This window comes from Hyphococcus aureus (assembly GCF_042643165.1).
Classification (GTDB): Bacteria; Pseudomonadota; Alphaproteobacteria; order Caulobacterales; family Parvularculaceae; genus Hyphococcus; species Hyphococcus aureus.
The window spans coordinates 305,592-326,254 of the sequence record NZ_JBHRSH010000001.1 but is presented as its reverse complement, the minus strand read 5'-3'; the positions used below and the strand labels follow the sequence as shown (position 1 = coordinate 326,254).

The 20,663-nt window shown below is 56.1% G+C and carries 21 protein-coding genes; 17 read left to right on the top strand and 4 right to left on the bottom strand.

Annotated elements, in window-relative coordinates; translation table 11 throughout:
* Position 1 precedes the first annotated feature (1 nt).
* Genes ACFOOP_RS01440 through ACFOOP_RS01425 form a run of 4 tightly spaced genes read left to right on the top strand, consistent with a single transcriptional unit; the run spans position 2 to position 3,767 of the window.
* Positions 2-1,216 (top strand): CaiB/BaiF CoA transferase family protein, encoded by a 1,215-nt coding sequence (locus tag ACFOOP_RS01440; protein WP_379878994.1) that lies wholly within the window; start codon positions 2-4, stop codon positions 1,214-1,216.
* 47 nt (positions 1,217-1,263) lie between these two features.
* Positions 1,264-2,049, top strand: coding sequence for a citryl-CoA lyase (locus ACFOOP_RS01435; protein WP_379878992.1), 786 nt, complete (start codon positions 1,264-1,266; stop codon positions 2,047-2,049).
* Entirely contained in the window at positions 2,042-2,833 is a 792-nt protein-coding gene (gene paaG, locus ACFOOP_RS01430; protein ID WP_379878990.1) for a 2-(1,2-epoxy-1,2-dihydrophenyl)acetyl-CoA isomerase PaaG, read from the top strand. The genes ACFOOP_RS01435 and paaG overlap by 8 nt, the downstream gene beginning before the upstream one ends.
* A 16-nt stretch (positions 2,834-2,849) precedes the next feature.
* A complete protein-coding gene (locus ACFOOP_RS01425) occupies positions 2,850-3,767 on the top strand; it encodes an SDR family NAD(P)-dependent oxidoreductase (RefSeq protein ID WP_379878988.1) in 918 nt (305 codons plus the stop codon).
* A 9-nt stretch (positions 3,768-3,776) separates the two neighbouring features.
* On the opposite strand, the gene ACFOOP_RS01420 is transcribed toward ACFOOP_RS01425, so the two are convergent.
* A complete protein-coding gene (locus ACFOOP_RS01420; RefSeq protein ID WP_379878986.1) occupies positions 3,777-4,550 on the bottom strand; it encodes an SDR family NAD(P)-dependent oxidoreductase in 774 nt (257 codons plus the stop codon).
* Positions 4,551-4,809: 259 nt separating this feature from the next.
* On the opposite strand from ACFOOP_RS01420, the gene ACFOOP_RS01415 reads away from it, so the two are divergent.
* The 13 genes from ACFOOP_RS01415 to ACFOOP_RS01355 all read left to right on the top strand — a co-directional run bounded on the left by ACFOOP_RS01415 (position 4,810) and on the right by ACFOOP_RS01355 (position 19,052).
* Positions 4,810-6,384, top strand: a complete 1,575-nt coding sequence (locus tag ACFOOP_RS01415) for a phytoene desaturase family protein (protein WP_379878984.1) — start codon at positions 4,810-4,812, stop codon at positions 6,382-6,384.
* A 9-nt stretch (positions 6,385-6,393) separates the two neighbouring features.
* A complete protein-coding gene (locus ACFOOP_RS01410) occupies positions 6,394-6,651 on the top strand; it encodes a hypothetical protein (RefSeq protein WP_379878982.1) in 258 nt (85 codons plus the stop codon).
* A gap of 157 nt (positions 6,652-6,808) precedes the next feature.
* Positions 6,809-7,585 (top strand): SDR family NAD(P)-dependent oxidoreductase, encoded by a 777-nt coding sequence (locus ACFOOP_RS01405; RefSeq protein WP_379878980.1) that lies wholly within the window; start codon positions 6,809-6,811, stop codon positions 7,583-7,585.
* A gap of 48 nt (positions 7,586-7,633) precedes the next feature.
* A complete protein-coding gene (locus ACFOOP_RS01400) occupies positions 7,634-9,007 on the top strand; it encodes an aromatic ring-hydroxylating oxygenase subunit alpha (protein ID WP_379878978.1) in 1,374 nt (457 codons plus the stop codon).
* Positions 9,008-9,031: 24 nt separating this feature from the next.
* Complete coding sequence (locus tag ACFOOP_RS01395; RefSeq protein WP_379878976.1) at positions 9,032-10,237, top strand: acyl-CoA dehydrogenase family protein; 1,206 nt, start codon at positions 9,032-9,034, stop codon at positions 10,235-10,237.
* 148 nt (positions 10,238-10,385) lie between these two features.
* Positions 10,386-10,670 carry a Zn-ribbon domain-containing OB-fold protein gene (locus ACFOOP_RS01390; protein ID WP_379878974.1) on the top strand — a complete coding sequence of 95 codons (285 nt, stop codon included), beginning with the start codon at positions 10,386-10,388 and terminating at the stop codon, positions 10,668-10,670.
* Entirely contained in the window at positions 10,667-11,818 is a 1,152-nt protein-coding gene (locus ACFOOP_RS01385; protein WP_379878972.1) for a thiolase family protein, read from the top strand. The genes ACFOOP_RS01390 and ACFOOP_RS01385 overlap by 4 nt, the downstream gene beginning before the upstream one ends.
* A gap of 3 nt (positions 11,819-11,821) precedes the next feature.
* Positions 11,822-13,369 carry an AMP-binding protein gene (locus tag ACFOOP_RS01380; RefSeq protein WP_379878970.1) on the top strand — a complete coding sequence of 516 codons (1,548 nt, stop codon included), beginning with the start codon at positions 11,822-11,824 and terminating at the stop codon, positions 13,367-13,369.
* 9 nt (positions 13,370-13,378) lie between these two features.
* A complete protein-coding gene (locus ACFOOP_RS01375) occupies positions 13,379-14,236 on the top strand; it encodes a MaoC/PaaZ C-terminal domain-containing protein (RefSeq protein ID WP_379878968.1) in 858 nt (285 codons plus the stop codon).
* Between the two features lie 48 nt (positions 14,237-14,284).
* Positions 14,285-15,442, top strand: coding sequence for an acyl-CoA dehydrogenase family protein (locus ACFOOP_RS01370; RefSeq protein ID WP_379878966.1), 1,158 nt, complete (start codon positions 14,285-14,287; stop codon positions 15,440-15,442).
* Between the two features lie 14 nt (positions 15,443-15,456).
* Positions 15,457-16,653: an acetyl-CoA C-acetyltransferase gene (locus ACFOOP_RS01365; RefSeq protein WP_379878964.1), complete on the top strand. Its 1,197-nt coding sequence runs from the start codon at positions 15,457-15,459 to the stop codon at positions 16,651-16,653.
* Between the two features lie 155 nt (positions 16,654-16,808).
* Positions 16,809-17,891 (top strand): acetyl-CoA hydrolase/transferase family protein, encoded by a 1,083-nt coding sequence (locus ACFOOP_RS01360; RefSeq protein WP_379878962.1) that lies wholly within the window; start codon positions 16,809-16,811, stop codon positions 17,889-17,891.
* Positions 17,892-17,915: 24 nt separating this feature from the next.
* Complete coding sequence (locus ACFOOP_RS01355; protein ID WP_379878960.1) at positions 17,916-19,052, top strand: acyl-CoA dehydrogenase family protein; 1,137 nt, start codon at positions 17,916-17,918, stop codon at positions 19,050-19,052.
* Here the strand turns inward: ACFOOP_RS01355 and ACFOOP_RS01350 are convergent.
* Genes ACFOOP_RS01350 through ACFOOP_RS01340 form a run of 3 tightly spaced genes read right to left on the bottom strand, consistent with a single transcriptional unit; the run spans position 19,034 to position 20,642 of the window.
* Positions 19,034-19,315, bottom strand: a complete 282-nt coding sequence (locus ACFOOP_RS01350) for a cytochrome C oxidase subunit IV family protein (RefSeq protein WP_379878958.1) — start codon at positions 19,313-19,315, stop codon at positions 19,034-19,036. The genes ACFOOP_RS01355 and ACFOOP_RS01350 overlap by 19 nt on opposite strands.
* Positions 19,316-19,319: 4 nt before the next feature.
* Positions 19,320-19,895 carry a cytochrome c oxidase subunit 3 gene (locus tag ACFOOP_RS01345; RefSeq protein ID WP_379878956.1) on the bottom strand — a complete coding sequence of 192 codons (576 nt, stop codon included), beginning with the start codon at positions 19,893-19,895 and terminating at the stop codon, positions 19,320-19,322.
* A gap of 9 nt (positions 19,896-19,904) precedes the next feature.
* Positions 19,905-20,642: a hypothetical protein gene (locus tag ACFOOP_RS01340; protein WP_379878954.1), complete on the bottom strand. Its 738-nt coding sequence runs from the start codon at positions 20,640-20,642 to the stop codon at positions 19,905-19,907.
* Between the last annotated feature and the right edge of the window lie 21 nt (positions 20,643-20,663).

The following is a 20,663-nucleotide window of genomic DNA, read 5'->3' as shown; positions in this document are numbered from 1 at the left end:
CATGGCGGCTGACGTTTCATCACCTGCCTTTGCCGGGCCGCTTCAGGGCGTGCGTGTTCTCGACCTGTCGCGTTTCATGGCGGGGCCTTATGCTGGTCAATTGCTTGGTTACCTCGGCGCCGATGTGATCAAAGTTGAGGAGCCGGGCAAGGGCGACCCCATGCGCGGACTTTCAAAATACGGCGCAGACGGCATGTCGGCGCATTATCTTGGCGGCAACGCATGTAAGAAAAGCCTGACGCTGGACTTGCGTGCAAAAAAAGGGCGCGAAGTCTTTCTCGATCTAGTACGCAAGTCCGACGTCGTACTTGAAAACATGCGTCCCGGCGTCATGTCGCGGCTTGGTCTCGATTATGAAACGTTGCGTGACGCCAATTCCAAAATCATTCTCGCGTCTGTAACAGGCTTCGGCCAGAACGGCCCGTGGAAAGATTGGGCGGCTTATGACCTCATTGCCCAGGCTGTTGGCGGCTGTATGAGCCTGACCGGTTGGCCGGGAGAAAAGCCGGTCAAGATGGGCGTGCCCATCGGTGATCTTGGCGGCGGTGTTTTTGCGGCGCTGGCCATTTCTGCGGCGCTCTTCCGGCGCGCACAGACAGGCGAAGGCGAAGCCATCGATATTTCCATGATGGATGTGCAGATGAGTTTCGTGAATTACCACGCACATTTTTTCTGGCTTTCGGGTGAGGAGCCGCAGCCGGAGGGCGACGCGCATCCCAACGTCGCGCCCTATCAGGCGTTCCCAACCGCAACGGGCCCCCTCGTCGTAGCCGTTTATGGCGATCCTTTCTGGCCAGGGTTCTGCGCGGCGATTGAAAAGCCTGAGCTCATAGACGATCCGCGTTTCGCGCTTAATCGTGACCGCGTGAAAAACCGGGACGCGCTTGTTGCGTTGATAGAAATGCAGTTGGCGATGCAACCGCGCGATTACTGGATGGCGCGCCTCGTTAAAGAAAAGGTGCCCGCGGCGCCGCTCAATTCCGTCGGCGAAGCGGTCTCATCACCGCAGGCGGTTGCGCGCGAGATGGCTTTTCCCGTGAAGGCGCAGGATGGCGAGACTATGATGTTGCTTGGCAATCCGCTGAAGTTTCGCAGCGGCGCCGTGCGGCCAGTGATGCCGCCACTGCTGGGCCAGCACACGAAAGACCTGTTAGGCGAGCTTCTGGACATGGCGCCATCCGAGATTGAGCAGCTACGCAAAGACGGTGTCATTTGACACTTGCCACCAAGTGACTCGCGTTGCGAAGTACAGAAAGCATAAACATGGCACAGGAAAAAGAACGCCCCAAAAGCCGGATTGCGACTCACTCGGAAACTGCGATCTATGTGCGTGACGCGAACCTTGTGGACGACCTTATCGGGAAGGTGTCTTTTACGCAGATGCTCTACTTTCAGATTTTCGGACGCCATCCGACTGAAGGTGAAGTGAAAATCCTCGATGCTGTGCTGGTGACGCTGATGGAGCATGGATTCACCCCAAGCGTCATCGTCGCGAGACTCATTGCGATGTCTTCGCCCGAAGCAACCCAAGCGGCGATCGCAGCAGGCCTTCTTGGCGTTGGCGGCAAGTTTGTCGGAACGACCGAAGCTGCGGCGCATTTATTGCGGCGGATCGTTGAGGCGCCGGAAGGCGTAGAAGCGGCCGCACGCGCCGAAGCCGAGCGTCACCGCAAGGAGAAGCTGCTGTTGCCTGGCTTCGGCCATCCATTTCATAAACCTGATGATCCGCGACCGGCGCGTTTGTTTGAAGTGGCGGCGGAGGCCGGCCATTCCGGCAAATACATTGCCGCGCTCAAACAGTTTTCAAAGGAAGTTGACGAGGTTTACGGCAGGCATCTGACCATCAATGCGACGTCTGCGATTGCGGCTTTGCTGTGCGAAATTGACGTCCCTGTACACATCATGCGCGGCTTTTCCGTCCTAAGCCGGTGTGCGGGACTGATAGGTCATCTCAACGAAGAACATGAACTTCCGGTCGCGCGCACGTTGTGGGAAAACGCCGAAGCGTCTGTTGACTATCTCGGCGTTGTTCAGGTTCGCCATGAGTGATTATAGGACCATAATTCTCACCAAAGATTGCGACATCGCGCGACTGACATTCAACCGTCCGGATCGGCTGAACGCATTCACTGCAGTAATGTTTGGCGAAGTGACGGCTGCGTTGGATGAGGTGGCGGCCTCGAATGCGCGCGTGTTGGTGGTTACAGGTGCAGGCCGCGGGTTTTGCGCGGGGCAGGATCTTTCCGAACGCAAGCGCGCGCCTGGCGATCCGCCGCCGGATCTGTCTGAGTCTTTGGAAAAGCGCTGCAATCCGCTGATACGCCGCCTTGTGACGATGCCTGTGCCGGTGCTCTGCGCCGTCAATGGCGTGGCGGCGGGGCTCGGTGCAACGTTGCCGCTGGCTTGCGATTATGTCGTTGCAAAAAAATCTGCAAAGTTCGCCTATTCTTTCGGCAAGATCGGGCTTGTGCCTGATGGCGGCGCGACGCTCACGCTGCCCCGGACGATCGGCATGTCGCGCGCAATGGGTCTCGCTATGCTCGGTGAAAGCATTTCAGCGGAGACGGCGGAAGCATGGGGCATGATCTGGCGCGCCGTTGATGATGGCGCCTTTGAAGCCGCCATCGATGACCTGGCTGCGCGTCTTGCGGCGGCGCCGACATTGGGTCTCATTTCTACGCGTGAAGCGATGCGCGAAAGCGTCACCCGCAGTCTTGACGAGCAGCTAGATTGTGAGCGCGATTATCAGGGAAGACTTGGCCGAAGCGCGGACTATCAGGAAGGCGTGACGGCTTTTACGGAAAAGCGCGCGCCGAAATTTTCAGGCCGGTAAAGTTCGGGAGACTCTCATGGGCGTATTGGATGGCAAGGTGGTTCTCGTTACCGGCGGCGGGCGCGGGATCGGACGAGAATGCGCACTCCTCGCGGCGCGCGAAGGCGCAAAGGTTGTGGTCAACGATCTTGGCGCCTCACTGACGGGCGCGGATGCAGGCGGCGAGCATCCGGCGGAAGAAGTTGCCGCGGAAATTTGCAAGGCCGGCGGGGAGGGGATCGCCAATCTCCAGTCCATAAGTGACATGGCGTCCGTTAAGCAGATGGTGGAGCAAGCGCTCGACGTCTTTGGCGGGCTTCATGCGGTCATCAATCCGGCAGGCATTTTGCGCGACGGTATGTTTCACAAAATGTCCGAAGACGACTGGGACGCCGTAATCGAGGTGCATCTTCGCGGTGCTTTCAATGTCTGCCGCGCCACGGTAGAGCATTTTCGAAATCAGCAGGACGGCGCTTATGTGCTCTTTACGTCGACCACTGGTCTTATCGGTAATATCGGTCAGGCGAATTACGGCGCGGCGAAACTCGGTGTCGCGGGACTGTCGCGCATCATCGCCATGGAAGGACAATCGAAAAACGTGCGCTCAAATATTATTGCGCCTTTCGCCTGGACGCGGATGGTCGCGAGTATTCCGGTAAAGGACGAAGCTTCGGCGCAACGTGTGGAGCGGTTTCGCACGGGCATGCGCGCCGATCAGGTGGCGCAACTGACCGTAGCGTTGGCGGCCCCCGGCGCGGCGCAGATTACCGGGCAGATTTTTGCCGCGCGCGGCAATGAGGTTGTCCTCTTCAGTCAGCCGAGGCCGGTTCAGTCGGTCGCTGCGGCGGAAGGCTGGACTCCTTCTTCCCTCATCGACCAAGCGTTTCCCAAGATTGCGTCCTTTACAACTGACCTTGGCTCGTCGGCCAGCGTCTTTAATTATGATCCGTTCTGATGGCGGCTCTTACATATTTGCCGAGGACATGGCGCCGCCATCGATGACAATTTCAGCGCCGGTGACAAATTCGGATTGCTCTGTCGTCAGATAGTGGATCAGGTTGGCGATATTTGCGGGGGTCGCCATATAGCCGACGGGCTGCAAAGCTGAGAGGGCTTTTTCTGTCGCGGCGGGATCGGGCGAAGTTGCGATAAATTGCGCCATCATCTCGGTTTTGATGGCGCCCGGGGAAATAACATTGCAGCGAATGCCTAGCCGCTTCAGTCCGCAATAAGTCGCAACGGACTTGGTGAGCGAGATGAGCCCGCCTTTTGACGCCGAATAAGGCGCATCCGTCGCCAGCGTCATGTGAGCGCCGATGGAAGCGACATTGACAATGGCGCAGGGCAGGTCGACGCTATGCGCGCGCATCATTCGCACGCCGAACTGGCTTCCAAGGAAGGCGCCGGTCAGATTGACGCTTAAAGTCTGATTCCATTTTTCGAGTGGAATGTCAGCGAAATCAAAACGGCCTTCGATCGCAGCATTATTGACAAGGGATTGAAGCGGGGCGTGTTTGTCTCTCATCTGCTTTTCCAACGCAGCCCAGTCCGCGGCGCTGGAGACGTTATGTTTGTAGAATGTTCCGCCGACTTCTTCAGCGACGGCTACGCCAGCGTCATCAATATCAAGAAGAATGACGTCGTGACCGGCGTCAGAAAAACGGCGGGCGGCTGCCGCGCCGACGCCGCGCGCCGCGCCTGTGATGACGGCGGCGGATCTTTCCTTCCCTGACGACATGTCTATGTCCCCTTTGTTTGGCCGGCGCTCTAGCGCCGGGCGAAAAACCGCAACGCTTTCTCCGGTTTAGAGAGCATGAAGCTTGTTTTCCTATAAAACATACTTGATAGTATTGAGAAATACCAAAAAGAATGATAGGCAACAAGCAATAAAAACAAGATTTGGGGGCGGGCGATTGCCCCTATCATGGTTGACAATTGCGCCCGACAATGACGCCGCCGGGGGCGCTGGCGAATGGCGTTTGGGAGGCGCGCGACTTATGTCGAAAACTTACGATGTGATCGTTCTTGGTGGCGGGCATAACGGCTTGCTTGCGGGCGCCTATATGGCGAAAGCGGGCATGAGCGTTTGCGTATTAGAGCGCCAGCCCTTTGTCGGCGGCGGCGCCGTTACGCGCGAGCTGACGGTCCCCGGTTTCCGGCATGACGTTTGTTCCATCGGCCACATGCTGATCCAGCCTAATCCGCTCATCGCCAATGACGAGTTGAACCTTATCTCAAAATACGGGTTGAAATATCTCTATCCCGAAACAGCGACGACCGTACTCTTTCCCGATGACAGCTATATCGCATTCTATCGCGATCTTGACCGGACCTGCGAAGGCATCGCTCAATATTCGGAGCATGATGCGGAGTCGTTCCGGAAGTTCTGCGATTTTGTCGACAGCGCATTCGATTTCATGTCCATGGGCATGTTTGCGCCGCCGCCTTCGTCCGGTCACATGGCGATGCTGCTTGAAGAAAGCGAATTCGGACAAGAGGTTCTCCGCGCATTCAGCGTCAGCCAGCTTGACATCGCCTGTGACTGGTTCGAATCCGAAGAAATGCGAATTGCATCGTCTCGCGTTACCTCGGAAGGCATGATCTCGCCTCATACGAAGGGGTCGGGAATTGCCATGTTCTGGTATTTTGCGCTGGTGCGGAAATACGGGCTTTGCCTGCCTGAAGGCGGCTCGGGCGCGATCAGCGAGGCAATCCGCGCCTGTCTCGAAGACCTTGGGGGCGAAGTTCGCACTTCTGCGACTGTAAAACGCCTCAGCATTTCCGGCGGCGATTGCGATGGCGTAGTTCTCGATGACGGCGAGACGCTGACGGCGCGCAAGGCGGTCATTTCAGCGCTCAACATAAAACAGATGCCTGAATTGATCGGCGATGAGGCGGCGCCTGAGATTTATCGGCGGCGTGTGGAACGCGCTGAACATTCGGAATATTTTCCGTTTCATATCGAACTCGCCATGAATGAGGCACCAAAATACAAGGCTGATATCGACGATACGGCGGCGGCCTTTGTCGAGTTCTCTCCCAAAAAGATGGACGACTATCTGAAGGTCTTCGATGACTTGCGGCGGGGCGCGCCGACAGCGGATATTCCCCTATTGATCGTGCCCACTGTATTCGATCAGACGCGCGCCCCAGACGGCAAACACATCCTCTATAACTACAATTACGCGCCCTATAATGTGCGCGGCAAAGGTCCCGCCGAATGGGACAACATCAAGGAAGACTATATTCAGGATAGCTTGAAGGCGATCCGCCGCCAGACCACGAATATGGGCGATGACAACATTATCGCGAGCTGGGCGAAGAGTCCCTATGAACTGGAGCAATATAACTGGGCGATGCCAAAAGGCGACCTGATGCATATTGGCAGCTTTATCCACCAGTCCCTCGGCAACCGGCCAATCGCCGGTTGGGGCTATAAAACCCCGGTCAACAAGCTCTATATGTGCGGCGCCAGCACGCATCCCGGTCCCGGCGTCAACGGTGCGGCGCGCGCGGCCATGCCAGTCATTATGGAAGAGTTGGGTCTCGATTTTGAAAAAGTCGTCGGGTAGCAGGAAGTCATGAAGCTCTATTCAAAAGATGGCGTTGAAGTCATGTCTGTTACGTCGATTGAGCACGCAGACGGCAAAGTCATGGTCCGCGGCAAGATGATGAAGACAATGGCCATGACGATCATGGTGAAACCGGAAGATATGGCTGAAGGTTTTCGGTTGCTGTCTCTGAAAACTCTGCTCGCCATGCCGGGCATGTTGATCAAAGGCTGGCTTCGTAATCGACGCGCGCGGGCGGGCTCTGCTGAAAGCGCAAAAAACGCCTGAATTCCCGCCATTTCGTCGCAGTCTTTGCCTGCCGCAGCGGCCTTGACGGCGACATACCATCAGTTAAGATAATATACTAATAAGTATAATTTTACAAACTCCTGCATCAAATGGCCGGGAGGGCGGCAGGCGTCAATGTCGTGCAGGGAGTGAACCCATGGACTTGCAGCTTAAAAACCGTCGTGTGCTGATAGTCGGCGGCAGCCGTGGTATTGGTCTGGCTGCGGCGCGAGCTTTTGCGGAAGAAGGCGCGCAGATTGCCATTTGCGGCAGATCGGCAGGAGATCTGGAAAAAGTTCAGCGTGAATTGTCGCCCGTGGATGTGCTGACATTTACGGCTGATGCCGCAAAACCTGAAGAAATGAGCCATGCGTTCGATGCAATCGAGCGTGACTGGGGCGGCGTCGATATCGTGGTCTCGACAGTCAGCGCCATGTCGATGATGCCGGGTGATGAAGCTTGGGCTGCGAGCTTTGAAGCTGACGTGATGAGTTCTGTCCGGCTTGTCCGGCAGTGCCTTCCCTGGCTGCAAAAGTCGGATGCAGCATCTGTGGTTTTGATCGGCAGCACAGCCTCGAGCGAAGCATCGCCATTGGCAATTGCAGCATTTGGCGGCGAGCAGCCTTATGGCGCCGTGAAGGCGGCGCTCGTGAATTACACCAAGACCATGGCCCTGCAACTCGCCCATGACGGCGTACGTATCAATATGGTTTCGCCGGGTAATGTTTATGAGCCGGGAGGCGCATGGGACGGCCTTAAAGCCGCAATGCCCGAGCTTTATGAAAACATGCTTGCAGAAAATCCGATGGGACGCATGGCGACGACCGAGGAAGTCGCCAATTGCATTCTGTTTTTAGCAAGTCCGCGAGCCCAGTTTGTCACGGGTCAGAATCTGATCGTCGATGGCGGTCTTACCCGGCGCGTGAATGGATAACGGAATATGGCGCGAAGCGCGCCGCACAGAGGCAAAGAGAGGCGGGAAATGGTTGAACTGTTAAAAGCGTCGCATGAGGTCAAGCGCGAGGTGATCGGCAATGGCGCGCCGGAAGAAAACAGCTCCGTCATGCTGGATGTCGAGCGCTACATTTCGCCGTCTTTTGCCGACAAGGAATGGCAGGCCGTCTTTGCAAAGACGTGGCAATTCGCTTGCCGGGTCGACCATGTGGCGAACCCGGGTGATTTTTACATATTGGAACTTGGGCGCGAGTCGATCATTGTTTCTCACGGTGCCGATGGTGCAATTCGCGCCTTCTTCAATGTGTGCCGCCATCGCAACAACATGCTTGTTCGCAACAAACGTTCTGGTAATGCGGCTTCTTTCTCATGCAGCTATCATATGTGGGAATGGAAGAATACGGGCGACCTTAAGAAGATTCCCGATCGCGAAACCTTTCCGGGCCTCCCCGACGATTGCGCGCTCAAGCTCAATGAACTGAAATGCGACAGCTGGGGCGGATTTGTGTTTGTGTGCATGGACCCGAAAGCGCCGCCGCTGCTAGAGTTTCTTCATCCGCTTCCCGCAATGCTCGACAGATATGAACCGGAGCGAATGACCGTCATGCAGGACATGACCGTCGAATGGGATTGCAACTGGAAAGTAGGCGTCGACGCATTCAACGAAACCTATCATGTAGCGGCGACGCACCCGCAATTGTTATCTGTAATCGATGACTACAATGTAAGAATCGAGTGTTACGAGCGTCACAGCTTTTTCGCCGTGCCTTACGGCGTCCCGAGCCCGCGCCTCGGTGATCGCAACCGCATCCCCAAATTGCTGGCGCAATATATGGACCCGCGCGAGGCGGTTCTTGACGGAACAGGCAAGGCGGCAGGCTCTGATGACGAGCTGCTCTCGGCTTGTGCTGTCGATCCGAGTGAGTTCAAAGGTACGGCAGATGATGTTCGCAAAGCTGTGCAGCTCAAGAAACGCGAACAACAGGACCAGTTTCCATTCTTGCCATACCGTAATCTTAGCGATGCGGAGTTGACTGACGACCTTCACGTCATGTGTTTTCCGAACACTCAGTTCAATGTGTTTGCTGAAAACTTCTTGATTTTCCGCCACCGGCCGCATCCGGATGATGTGAACAAGAGTTTTTATGACGTGATCTATTTGTCTCACGTTCCGGAAGGTAAAAAGCCGCCATTGCCGGAATACACATTCTCGAAAGCGAGCGAAACTGATCTCGGACTTGCGCTCAATCAGGATGCTTCGAATGTATGGTCGGTGCAGCGCGGCATGCAATCGCAGTCTACGGATGGGGTCTATCTGAGCGAGTTGGAGGCGCGCATCCGTCATTTCCATAAAGTGCTCGACCGGCATATGGCGGAAGCTTTGCATTCCGGCGGAAAATAACGCGCCCCGTGGATGAGCGTTGAGATGGATTTGACCCTTTCCAGCGAAGACGAAGCCTTCAGGCGAAAGGTCAGATCCTTTCTGGAGGCTGAATTCACGCTTGACCTGCTTGAGCAAGCGGCGCGCCAAGCCGGCGTTTTCGCGGAAGCTGGTCTTGCAAGGGAATGGCATCAAAGGCTTTTTCGGAAAGGGTGGGTGGCGCCTGCATGGCCGTCCGAATATGGCGGGCCGGGCTGGACGCTGGTGCAGCGTTATATTTATGAGTCCGAATGCGCCGTTGCAGGCGCGCCTGTGCTGCCGGCGATGGGCCTGCAAATGTGCGGGCCGGTCATCATCGGATATGGATCGCAACAGCAGAAAGAATTTTTCCTGCCGCGTATTCTCTCGGGCGAGCATTACTGGTGTCAGGGCTATTCCGAGCCGCAAGCAGGATCGGACCTTGCGGCGTTGCAATGTAAAGCTGTCCGGGACGGTGATCATTATGTGCTTAATGGCACAAAAATCTGGACGACCCATGCGCAATGGGCAAACTGGATTTTTCTCCTTGTACGCACGTCCAGCGAAGGCAAGCCACAGGCGGGAATCACGTTCTTGCTTGCGCCGCTTGATAGTCCCGGCATAACGGTGCGTCCGATCATCAGCATGTCAGGGGAGCATGAAGTCAATCAGGTCTTCTTTGATGATGTGAGAGTGCCGGTCGAAAATCGTGTTGGCGAAGAAAATGACGGGTGGCGCGTTGCAAAATATCTGCTTGAATTCGAGCGCGGCGGCGGCTTTTCAGCGGCGCGCATATTGGGAAATCTGGCGAAGATAAAAGAGTGCGCGAAGCTTGAACCTTGTGGCGACGGAACCGTCTGGGACGATGAAGCTTTCCGCCTGCGCTTTGCCAAGGTTGAGATAGAGGCGACGACGCTCGAGTTTTCGCAGCGGCGAGTTTTATCGGCGTTGTCGACAGGACAGTCGGTCGGCGGGTTTGCTGCATCCATGTTGAAACTGCGCGCATCCGAGCTGAAACAAAAAGCGGCGCAGCTTGCTCTTGAAATGCTCGGTCCCTATGCGCTTGCCGATCAGAATGCGGCGTTACAGCCGGGTTCCAACGCGCCGGGCATTGGGCCGGACTATGGCGTGACCGTAACTGCCAAATATCTGAATGCGCGCGCCGCGACAATCTTTGGCGGCTCCAGTGAAATTCAACGTAACTTACTTGCGCGTATTGCGCTGGGCGGGTGAGGGCGCAATGACTGAAAGAGCTGTTGCAGAAAATTTATTTCGGGCCGGATCTGACGGTCTTCGTCTTGTTGCGGGATGGCGTAAAAGCGATAGAAAAATCCTTTTTCCTTTTCCAACTGCCGAGAGAGAAGACGTCAAAGAAGTCCTTTTGGGAAATGAGGGCACGCTCTGGTCCTATACGGTTCAGCGCTTCCGACCGAAATCGCCGTTCAACGGCGATGGCGACGAGACCGATTTCAAGCCTTATGCAGTCGGTTATGTGGAGCTTCCCGGCGAGGCGATCATTGAATCGCGTATCGTGGCTGCTGATGTTTCCCAGCTTTATATCGGGATGCCCATGCGGCTTGTCGCTGACGTCTATCGCACAGATTCAGATGGAAAGGCAGTGACGACATTTGCGTTCGCTCCCATTGATGGGGAGCGGCACACGTGACCGAGGTTCATCTCATTGGCGGCGGCATTCATCCTTTTGGCCGAACCGACGGCGCCTCCGGTTTTGATCAAGGCGTCTTCGCCATTCGCCAGGCGCTGGCGGACGCCGGCCTTGCATGGAAGGACATGGAGTTCGCTTTTGGCGGTTCGGTTGCGTCGGGCAAGGCGGATGCGGTGTTGCCAAGGCTGGGGCTTACCGGCGCGCCGTTCGTAAATGTCGCTAATGGTTGTGCGACCGGCGGTTCTGCGCTTCTCGCCGCCTATTGGGCCGTTAAATCCGGAGACTATGATCTCGGCGTTGTCGTTGGTTTCGACAAGCATCCACGCGGTGCCTTCAATGCAGACCCTGAATCCGCCGGCCTGCCACTCTGGTATGGCGAAACGGGAATGATGCTGACGACACAGTTCTTCGCTATGAAGATTCAGCGTTACATGTATGAGTATGGCGTTTTGCAGGAAAGCCTGGGGCTTGTCGCCGAAAAAGCTTTCATTAATGGCGCGTTAGCGCCGCACAGTTGGCGAAAAGAACCGGTTTCTCTCGATGCAATCCTCAATGGGCCGATGGTCTCCGATCCACTGACCAAGTTCATGTTCTGCGCGCCCGGCGAAGGCGCTGCGGCGATGATTGTTGCTTCGGACAAAAAAATGCGCGCGCTTGGCGCCAAGGGGCCCAAACTTCGCGCGGCGACGATCCGCACCCGACTTGAAGGTTCGTTCGAGGTTTTCAGCCCATCGCTTGCGCTTAAGCGTGATCCGGCGCCGACAGTGCTTGCTTCTAAGGCTGCATACGAAATGGCGGGCGTTGGACCGGAGGATATCGATGTCGCGCAATTGCAGGACACAGATTCGGGGGCCGAGATCATGCATATGGCGGAGAACGGCTTTTGCGCCGACGGAGAGCAGGATGAATGGCTTGCAGAGCGGGCGACTCATATTGGCGGCAAGCTTCCTGTCAACACGGATGGCGGCTGCATAGCGTGCGGGGAGCCTGTGGGCGCCTCCGGCTTGCGGCAGATTTACGAGAATCTTGAACAACTGCGGCGCCGCGCAGGAGCGCGCCAGGTCGAAAAAGCGCGCTTGGCTTACAGCCAGGTTTATGGCGCCCCGGGGCTGTCCGCAGTCGTCATTCTCGAAGCTGCGGGGAGCTGATCCATGTCGCTGGCGGCAACGGGAAAAACGCAAGAGGAGCTTGGTGCGCTCGCGCTTGCAGATGAGCGCGTGACATATCTTTGGTGCGAACTCGACATCATTTTGAACCGCGCGACGAACGCGATTATGGCGGCCGGGCGCAGACCGGAAAAACGGGTGGCGGTCTATGCGGCCAACAGCGTCGAAACGGCGATCGCTTATGTTGCTTGTCTTGCCGCCGGCGTTTCCAGCGTCCCGGTTAATTATCATCTGACGCCTGAAGAAGCCGCCTACATTCTAGATGATGCGGATGTGGATTTATTGTTTGTCGGACCTGAAACAGCGGAAAAAGGCGCCGAAGCCGCGAGGCTCGCCGGCGCGTCTACAGTTGTTGGCTGGAGATTGCCGGAAAGGGAAGGCGTTCTCAGCTGGGAGGACTGGCTGGCCGAAAGCAGCGCCGACGAACCGCCGGCACATATGCAGCCTCAACCTCACCTGCATTACACATCCGGCACGACCGGAAAGCCAAAAGCCGCCGAAACGCCGCCCAACATGTTTCCGTTAAGGGAGACTGTTGAGGCGCTGTTTGACGCCTTGCGCAAGGAGGTCGCGGCGGGTCCCGGCGGGGCGAGTCTCGCTGTCGGCCCACTTTATCACACAGGTCCGTTGCGCCTAACGCGTATTCTTGCTGGGGGCGGCGCGCTGGTCAGCATGGACAGATTTGACGCTGAAAAAACGCTTGAAAATATTGAGAGGTTTAGTGTCACACGCACCGTCATGGTGCCGACTCATTTTCAGCGTCTGCTGGCGCTGCCGGAAGCTGTACGGTTAAAATACGACCACTCCAGCTTGCGCCTGGTTGCGCATACAGGCGCGGCCTGTCCGCGTGACGTCAAGCACCGTATGATCGAATGGTGGGGGCCGGTGCTGTTTGAATCTTACGGCGGAACAGAATCCGGACCGACCAACATGATCAATTCGGAGGAATGGTTGAAAAAACCGGGTTCAGTCGGCCGCACGCTGCCGCCTTTCGAGCCGGTAGTGATCTCCGATGAAGGAAAAATTCTTGGCGCCAACGAAGAGGGCCAGCTTTATTTCCGCGACACCACCGGTCGTGGGATCGTCTATTACAACGATGCGAAAAAAACGGCGGCGGCGCATAGAGAGCCTGGTCTGTTCACGCTTGGCGAGGTTGGATATGTGGACGACGAAGGCTACGTCTTCATCACCGACCGCGTTTCGGACATGATTGTGAGCGGCGGGGTCAATATCTATCCGGCGGAAATCGAGCAGGTGCTCATCACCCGGCCGGACATTCTTGATGTTGCGGTTATCGGCGCGCCCAACGCGGATATGGGCGAGGAAGTGATGGCGCTCATCGTTCCGTCAAACCCGCTTTCCCCTCCCGACCAAGAAGAGCTTGACATCTTTTGCCGAGAAAAGCTCGCTGGCTATAAAGCGCCACGCGCCTACAGGTTCACAGATGATCTTGGCCGTACGCCGCTCGGTAAGCTGAACAAGCGCGAACTGCGCCAGCGTTACTGGCCCACAGGCCGCACAATCGGCGGGTAGGGGGCGAAGATGATTCCATATGAACAGATGATGGCGCTGGAACCGCGTGAGACAGTTCAAACTTACGATGCCTGCGACACGATTCTTTACGCGCTCGGCGTCGGCGCCGGGCTGCGGCCAATCCATGAATCGCTGCCGTTTGTCTATGAAGAGGGTCTTCAGGCCTTGCCGACAATGGCTGCGGCGCTCGCATGGCCTGGCTTCTGGCTGAAAGAACCGCAATATGATGTTGATTGGAAGCGCGTTCTACACGGCGAACATTCCATTGAGATCATAGAACCGTTACCATCCGCCGGTGAGGTTGTCGGGCGGCTTGCAATTGAAGAAGTGTATGACAAGGGGCCGGGAAAAGGCGCGCTGCTGCATTCACGGCGAGACATTGTCGATCGTGCTAGCGGGCGGCTTTTGGCGATCGAGCGGCGGACGTCTTTTTTACGCGGGGATGGCGGGTGTGGCGGTTCTGTCCGAAAACCGCCTTCGCCTCATCTCCTTCCTGAAGAAAGGCCCTGCGACACTAGCGATGATATGACGACAGCGATCGATCAGGCGCTGATTTACCGGTTGTCGGGCGATTTTAATCCACTGCACGCCGACCCTATCGTTGCAGAATCTGCCGGCTTTGAGCGCCCTATCCTGCACGGCCTTAGCACTTATGGTGCCGCTGGCTTGTCGCTTTTGTTGAAATTGTGCGGGGGCGATGCGTCGCGGTTCAAGCGTTTGGATGTGCGTTTCACAGCGCCTGTCTATCCCGGTGAGACGATCCATACGGAGATATGGAAGGAAGGCGATGGCAAAGCGTCGTTCCGTTCAAAAGCCAAAGAGCGTGATGCGGTAGTGCTGAATAACGGCTATTTTGAATACCGCTGAAGAGCGGGCACGTAATACTGTTTTTTAAAAAAGGCGCCGGAAAAGATCATGTCGAACGAAACTGATTTTCCAGAAATTCGCGAGTCGGTTCGCCGCCTCTGCGCAGATTTTCCGGGGGCTTACTGGCAGGCGTTAGATCGCGAGCGCGCATATCCCATGGATTTTGTAAAAACGCTGACGGAAGCAGGTTTTCTCTCCGTGCTGATCCCCGAAGAGTTTGGCGGTTCCGGCATGGGGTTGCGCGCCGCCGCGGCGATCCTCGAAGAAATTCACCGCAGCGGCTGCAATGGCGGCGCATGCCATGCGCAGATGTATACGATGGGCACGCTCTTGCGACATGGCTCAGTGCAACAGAAAGAACGTTATCTGCCGGGGATCGCGAGCGGCGAGTTACGGCTTCAGGCGTTCGGCGTAACCGAGCCTACAAGCGGCACAGACACAACACGTATTCGCACTTTCGCCAAACGTAAAGGCGATAAATATGTCGTCAACGGGCAGAAGATCTGGATTTCCCGCGCAGAACATAGCGACCTCATGATTCTCCTTGCGCGCACAACGCGGCGCGAAGAAGCGTCGAAGCCCACGGACGGCATGAGCGTGCTTCTTATCGATTTGCGCGAGGCGGTTGGAAAAGGACTGACTATTCGGCCGATCCGCACCATGCTCAATCATGCGACGACCGAACTTTTCTTCGATGACCTTGAAGTTCCGGCCGATAATCTTGTCGGCGAACAGGATAGGGGTTTTCGCTACATCATCGACGGTATGAATGCCGAGCGCATTTTGATCGCCAGCGAATGTATCGGGGATGGGCGATTTTTTATTGATCGCGCAACTGCTTATGCGAAGGACCGTTCTGTATTTGGCCGCGCCATCGGTGAAAATCAGGCGGTCCAGTTTCCCATCGCGCGCGCCTATGTGCAGCTTACGGCGGCAGCGGAAATGGTGGCGAAGGCCGCTGCGCTTTTTGACAATGGCGAGCCCTGCGGCGCCGAAGCGAATATGGCGAAAATGCTTGCGTCAGAAGCATCATGGGCGGCGGCCGACATGTGCGTGCAGACCCATGGCGGTTTCGGTTTCGCCGAGGAGTACGACATCGAGCGTAAATTCCGCGAGACGCGGCTATATCAGGTCGCGCCCATCAGCACAAACCTCATCCTGAGCCATGTGGCCACCCATGTGCTTGGTTTGCCGAAATCGTTTTAGAAAGGGAGAACGTCATGCGTCGCGCCGCTATCGTCTCTCCGCTTCGAACGCCGGTTGGAAAATTTCTCGGCGGGCTTGCTCCTTTGAAAGCCGAAGATCTCGCCGCAAAAATCATTGAAGCCGTCATTGTTAAAAGCGGGATCGATCCGGTGCGGATCGAGGATATCGTTTTCGCCCAAAGCTATGCGAATAGCGAGGCGCCTTGCATTGGCCGTTGGGCGGCGCTGGCCGCCGGGCTGCCGCTGGAGGTTGCAGGTTGTCAGGTGGACCGCCGATGCGGCGGCGGGCTGCAGGCGATCGCCAACGCGGCAATGATGGTTGAGACGGGCGCCGCTGATGTTGTTCTTGCCGGCGGCGTCGAGAGTATGAGCAATATAGAATATTATTCAACGGACATGCGCGCCGGCGCGCGCGCCGGTACAGTAAAGCTCTATGACCGGCTCGATCGTGGCCGCGAACGATCGCAACCCGAGGCGCGTTTCGGCGTGATTTCAGGCATGATCGAAACCGCTGAAAACCTAGCGAGAGAATATGACATTTCCCGCGCAGCAGCCGACGCATTCGCTGTGCAAAGCCACCATCGCGCAGCGGCGGCGTGGAATGCGGGAAAGTTTGACGCAGAGATCGTTCCCGTCGAAGTTCCGCAGCGCAAAGGCGAGCCGGTTATCGTTGCGCGCGACGAAGGCGTCCGCGCCGATGCGTCAATCGAGAGCCTTTCCGCTCTAAGATCGTTATCGCCGGGCGGAACAGTGACGGCTGGTAATGCAAGCCAGCAAAATGACGCCGCAGCAGCTTGCCTTGTCATCGCTCAAGACAAGCTCGCAGAGCTTGACCTTGAACCCCTGGCTTATTTCAGAGGCTGGGCAGCGGCGGGGTGTCATCCGGCGACCATGGGAATTGGCCCGGTTCCGGCGGTTGCACGGCTTTTTGCAAAAACCGGTCTGGGCTGGGGCGACATCGACCTCATCGAAATCAATGAAGCTTTCGCGGTTCAGGTTCTGGCGGTGATGAAAGGCTGGAGCGTTGAGGGCACGGAGCGGCTAAACGTCAACGGGTCTGGCATATCCCTCGGCCATCCGATTGGCGCCACTGGGGTACGCATTATGACAACCATGCTCCATGAAATGCAGCGCCGCGATGCACGCATTGGCCTTGAGTCCATGTGCATCGGCGGCGGTCAGGGGATCGCGGCTGTGTTTGAACGGCCATGACGGATGCCTTCCAACCTTTGTTGAGGGCGCTGCGGCCTGGAGCGCTTATTTATGTTCAGGGCGCCAGCGGGGAATCGCAGTCTTTATGTGCAGCCCTTGCGGAGAACCGTAATCGTTGCCGGGGCGTGCATTTTGTCAGCTGCCTGCTTCCCGGCATGAATGACTTTGATTATACCGCGCTTCATGAGGAAGCCCAGCTGACGACATTCCTGCTGCCGTCGGGGCTCCGCGACTCCTTCGCGAAGGGGACTGTTCACGCTCTGCCGCTGTCCTATACGGGAATAGCCGACTATTTTGCGTCGCTCGACTTCGATATTGCGATTTTTCACGTATCTGCGGTGAATGCCGAGGGCAATGTGTCCTTCGGTATTGCGGCTGACTTCGGGCCGGTTATCTGGCCGCGGGCTAAAAAGCGCATTCTTCTCGCAAACCGCTCTATGCCGTTTTTGACGGGCGCGCCGCAGGTCAGTGCAGATAAGGCGGACATCATTGTTGAAACAGAAGACCCGCTGCTCGACTTCACTGACAGTAAAACGCCGGCGGCGATTGCAGATATTACAGGCCACATTTCTGCGCTCGTTCCCAATGGCGCGACGATACAGACCGGCATCGGCGGCGTCCCGGGCGCCATGTTATCGGCGCTAACCGAGAAGCGCGATCTCAAAGTCCATTCCGGCGTCATCAATGACGGTTTCATGGCGCTTGCCAAAAGCGGCGCGCTCGCGCGGGATCATATCCACAAAACAGGAATCGCCTTTGGATCACGCCGTTTCTATGAATTCCTGTACGATTATGATGCGCTTTCTTTCGCACCAGTAACCGACACGCATAATGCGAAGTCTTTAGCCGGAATTGAAAAATTCACAGCTATCAACTCCGCTTTGGAAGTTGATCTTTTCGGGCAAGCGAATCTTGAGTGGAAAGGTTCACGGCTGGTCAGCGGCGTTGGCGGCGCGCCGGACTTCATTCGTGGTGCGCTCTCCTCTTGCGGCGGAAGAAGCATCATTGCCTTGCCTGCCGCAACCGGAGCGGGCGTGACGCGCATCGTGCCAAAGTTGTCGGCGCCGACGATATCCCTGTCGCGCGATCTTGCAGATATCGTTGTCACACAAAACGGAGCGGCGAAGCTTCGGAATCGTTCACCTGATGAGCGGGCAGAGGCCCTGATCGCAATTGCGCCGCCTGAACACAGGGCGATGTTGGACGGCGCATGGCGCGAAATGAGAAAAAGCTTTTGATGCAGGCGTAAGGGGGGTTCCTCAATGGATCTCAGTTATAATGAAACCCAGCTCATGTTCAGGGATTCCCTGCGCCGGTTCTTCTCTGACTGTTATGATTTCGAGAAACGCCAGAAAATTCTGCTATCGGGCGAAGGCTGGTCCCGTGAAGTATGGCGCGCGCTTGCCGATGATCTCGGTGTTCTTGGTGCATGCTTCGAAGAAGGTCAGGGTGGTCTCGGGTTCGGCGCTGTCGAAACGGCGATCATTATGGAAGAGATTGGCCGTGTGCTTGCGCTCGAGCCTTATCTGCCAACGGTTGTGCTGTGTGGCGGCATTCTGCGGCGGGTTGGCGGCCCCGTTGCTGATAAAGCAATTGAAGCGCTCATTGCGGGTAACTCGATATGCGCCTTCGCCCATGCGGAACGTCAGGCGCGTTATGACATCGCAAATGTGGCGGTCACTGCGTCGCGTGAAGGCGGCGGATACGTTCTCAACGGTCAGAAAGTTCTCACCCTCGCAGCGCCGATTGCAGATCGCCTGATCGTTTCCGCGCATACAAACGGCGCTCAGACAAGCCAAGGTGGAATTTCGTTGTTCATGCTTGATCCCTGCGGCGACGGCATCGATATGCGCTCTTATAAAACTGTAGATGGCGGTCGCGCGGCCGATATTAGTTTCGAGAACGTCACCGTTGATGAGGATGCGCGCCTTGGAGAAGAGGGGGCGGCGCTCGAAACTATCGAGGCTGCGATCGACGAGGCTGTAGCTGGCCTTTGTGCTGAAGCCGCTGGTGCGATGCGCGTCATGTATGAGTCTAGTGTAGAGTTTGTGAAAGAGCGGCGCCAATTCGGCAGGTCTATTTCGGATTTTCAGGCGATACAGCACCGGATTGCTGATATGTTGATCGAGGTCGAGCAGGCGGACGCAGCTGCGCTTCAGGCTGTGTTACAGCTTTCAGCGCCGCCACAAGAGCGCAAACGCGCGGTTTCTTCGGCAAAGGCGCTTATTAATGAGGCGGCGAGATTTGTCGCCCATAACGCAATTCAACTACACGGCGCAATCGGCACAACGGACGAATTGGCGCTCGGCCACTATTTCAAACGGTTGACCGCAATAGAAACATTGTTTGGCTCCACCGATCATCATCTTCGTCGGTATGATCAAAATACGGTCCAGTAATATGCACCGATCATGCCTGCGGCGACAGCAATCATCCAAAGTTCAAATGCGGCTCTCAATAGAAACGGCGCAATTTGAAGCTCCATAAAATATAGCGCGACGAGCCTCGCCTTGAAGATTGCGATAAGGAGAATGAAGCCGCCGGCGAACGAAGGCTGTGGGCGCCCTGTTGGGCTGTTGTCCGGTCCGAACAGGGCCATGAAAAGGGTCATGGCCGTCAGGATGATCCAGGCTATCGTCGCTTCAGAATAAGGTCTCATCATCTTGCTATTTCATGACATAAAAAAGCGCAAACAATATCAGCCAAAGCAAATCCACCATATGCCAGTAGATCGCTCCTGATTCTGTGTGTTGCAACGTTTCAGGCGTGTGTCCTGAAATTTTTACAAGGCGACGCAGCCAAAGGAGAATTCCCATACCGACGGCGACATGAATTAGGTGAATGCCGGTGAATATATAATAGAACGCGAAGAAGTCGTGTGTTGTGACAGATATATGTTGTTGTGCTTTTCCAGCATATTCGAACAACTTTATGACGCAAAAAGCGCCCCCCAGACTTATGGCTGCGGTTAGGTTTGCAAGGGCTGATCGGCATGCGTTACTTCGTAGCACATTTACAGCAGTTGCGGCGCGCCAGGAACTGGTTACTAGAAGAAGCGTGTTGCATACGCCAGGCAAGAGGTTGAGTTGTTGGCTTGCATTAGCGTAACCCGACGGGTCCGAGTGCCGATACCAGAGAAACGCAACGAAAAAACAAGCGAACATGGTCATGTCCGCTAATACGAAACTCCAGACCCCGGCTTCGCCCGGCATGCGCAGAATGCGTTTTGAGCTTCCGGTCATGTATTTGAATCAGCCAGCTGGTGAATGGACGCTATCTTCTCTTTGATCCGATTTTTGCGATGCGGCTGCGGATACAAGATAAGACATTACGAACACCCAGGCGGTGAAAACGGCCAATGGGACATAAAAAACAAACACTCCATCCCAGGCGAAGGGGCCATGATTAAAGAAAGTCGCCAGCATTCCGGGCCCAAAGGTCAGCGAGACCCACAGATTCATATACCCTGACCAGCGCGGGAATATGGGAGATTTTTCCGCGTCCACGAGGATGGCTACGCCAATAGCGGCTGCCTGAATCATTGCGGAAGACACCGGCATAACAAGAGCTAGCCATGCGAAGTCGTTCAATAACAGAATCTCGCTCGCTGGCCTTTCCGACCGGAAAACGATTGTCGTCCATAGGATGGTCGGTAGAGTAAATACTGAATAAGCAACCGCTCCGGCGATGAACTGCAAATAGGAAAGAGTTTGCGCCAGCTGGCTTTTTGTTCGTTTGAGTTGAACGAAAATAGCGGCGGTCCAAAACAGTCCTAGCATGCAAAATTGCATGGTCATCATGGCGCCGAGTTTTATTTCGTCAGCATTTTTACGGAAAAACGCGGCGATTTCATCCGCTGAGGATTGAGGAGAGGGAGGGGGAAGGAAGCCCATGTTTAGCCAGGCGGGAATGAGGATAAGGATGAAAGCCGGTCCCATCCATGCGCATAGTCCTTCACCTGTAATCCTGGGAAATGGCATTGGTTTCATCGGATGCTCCCGGGCTAATTT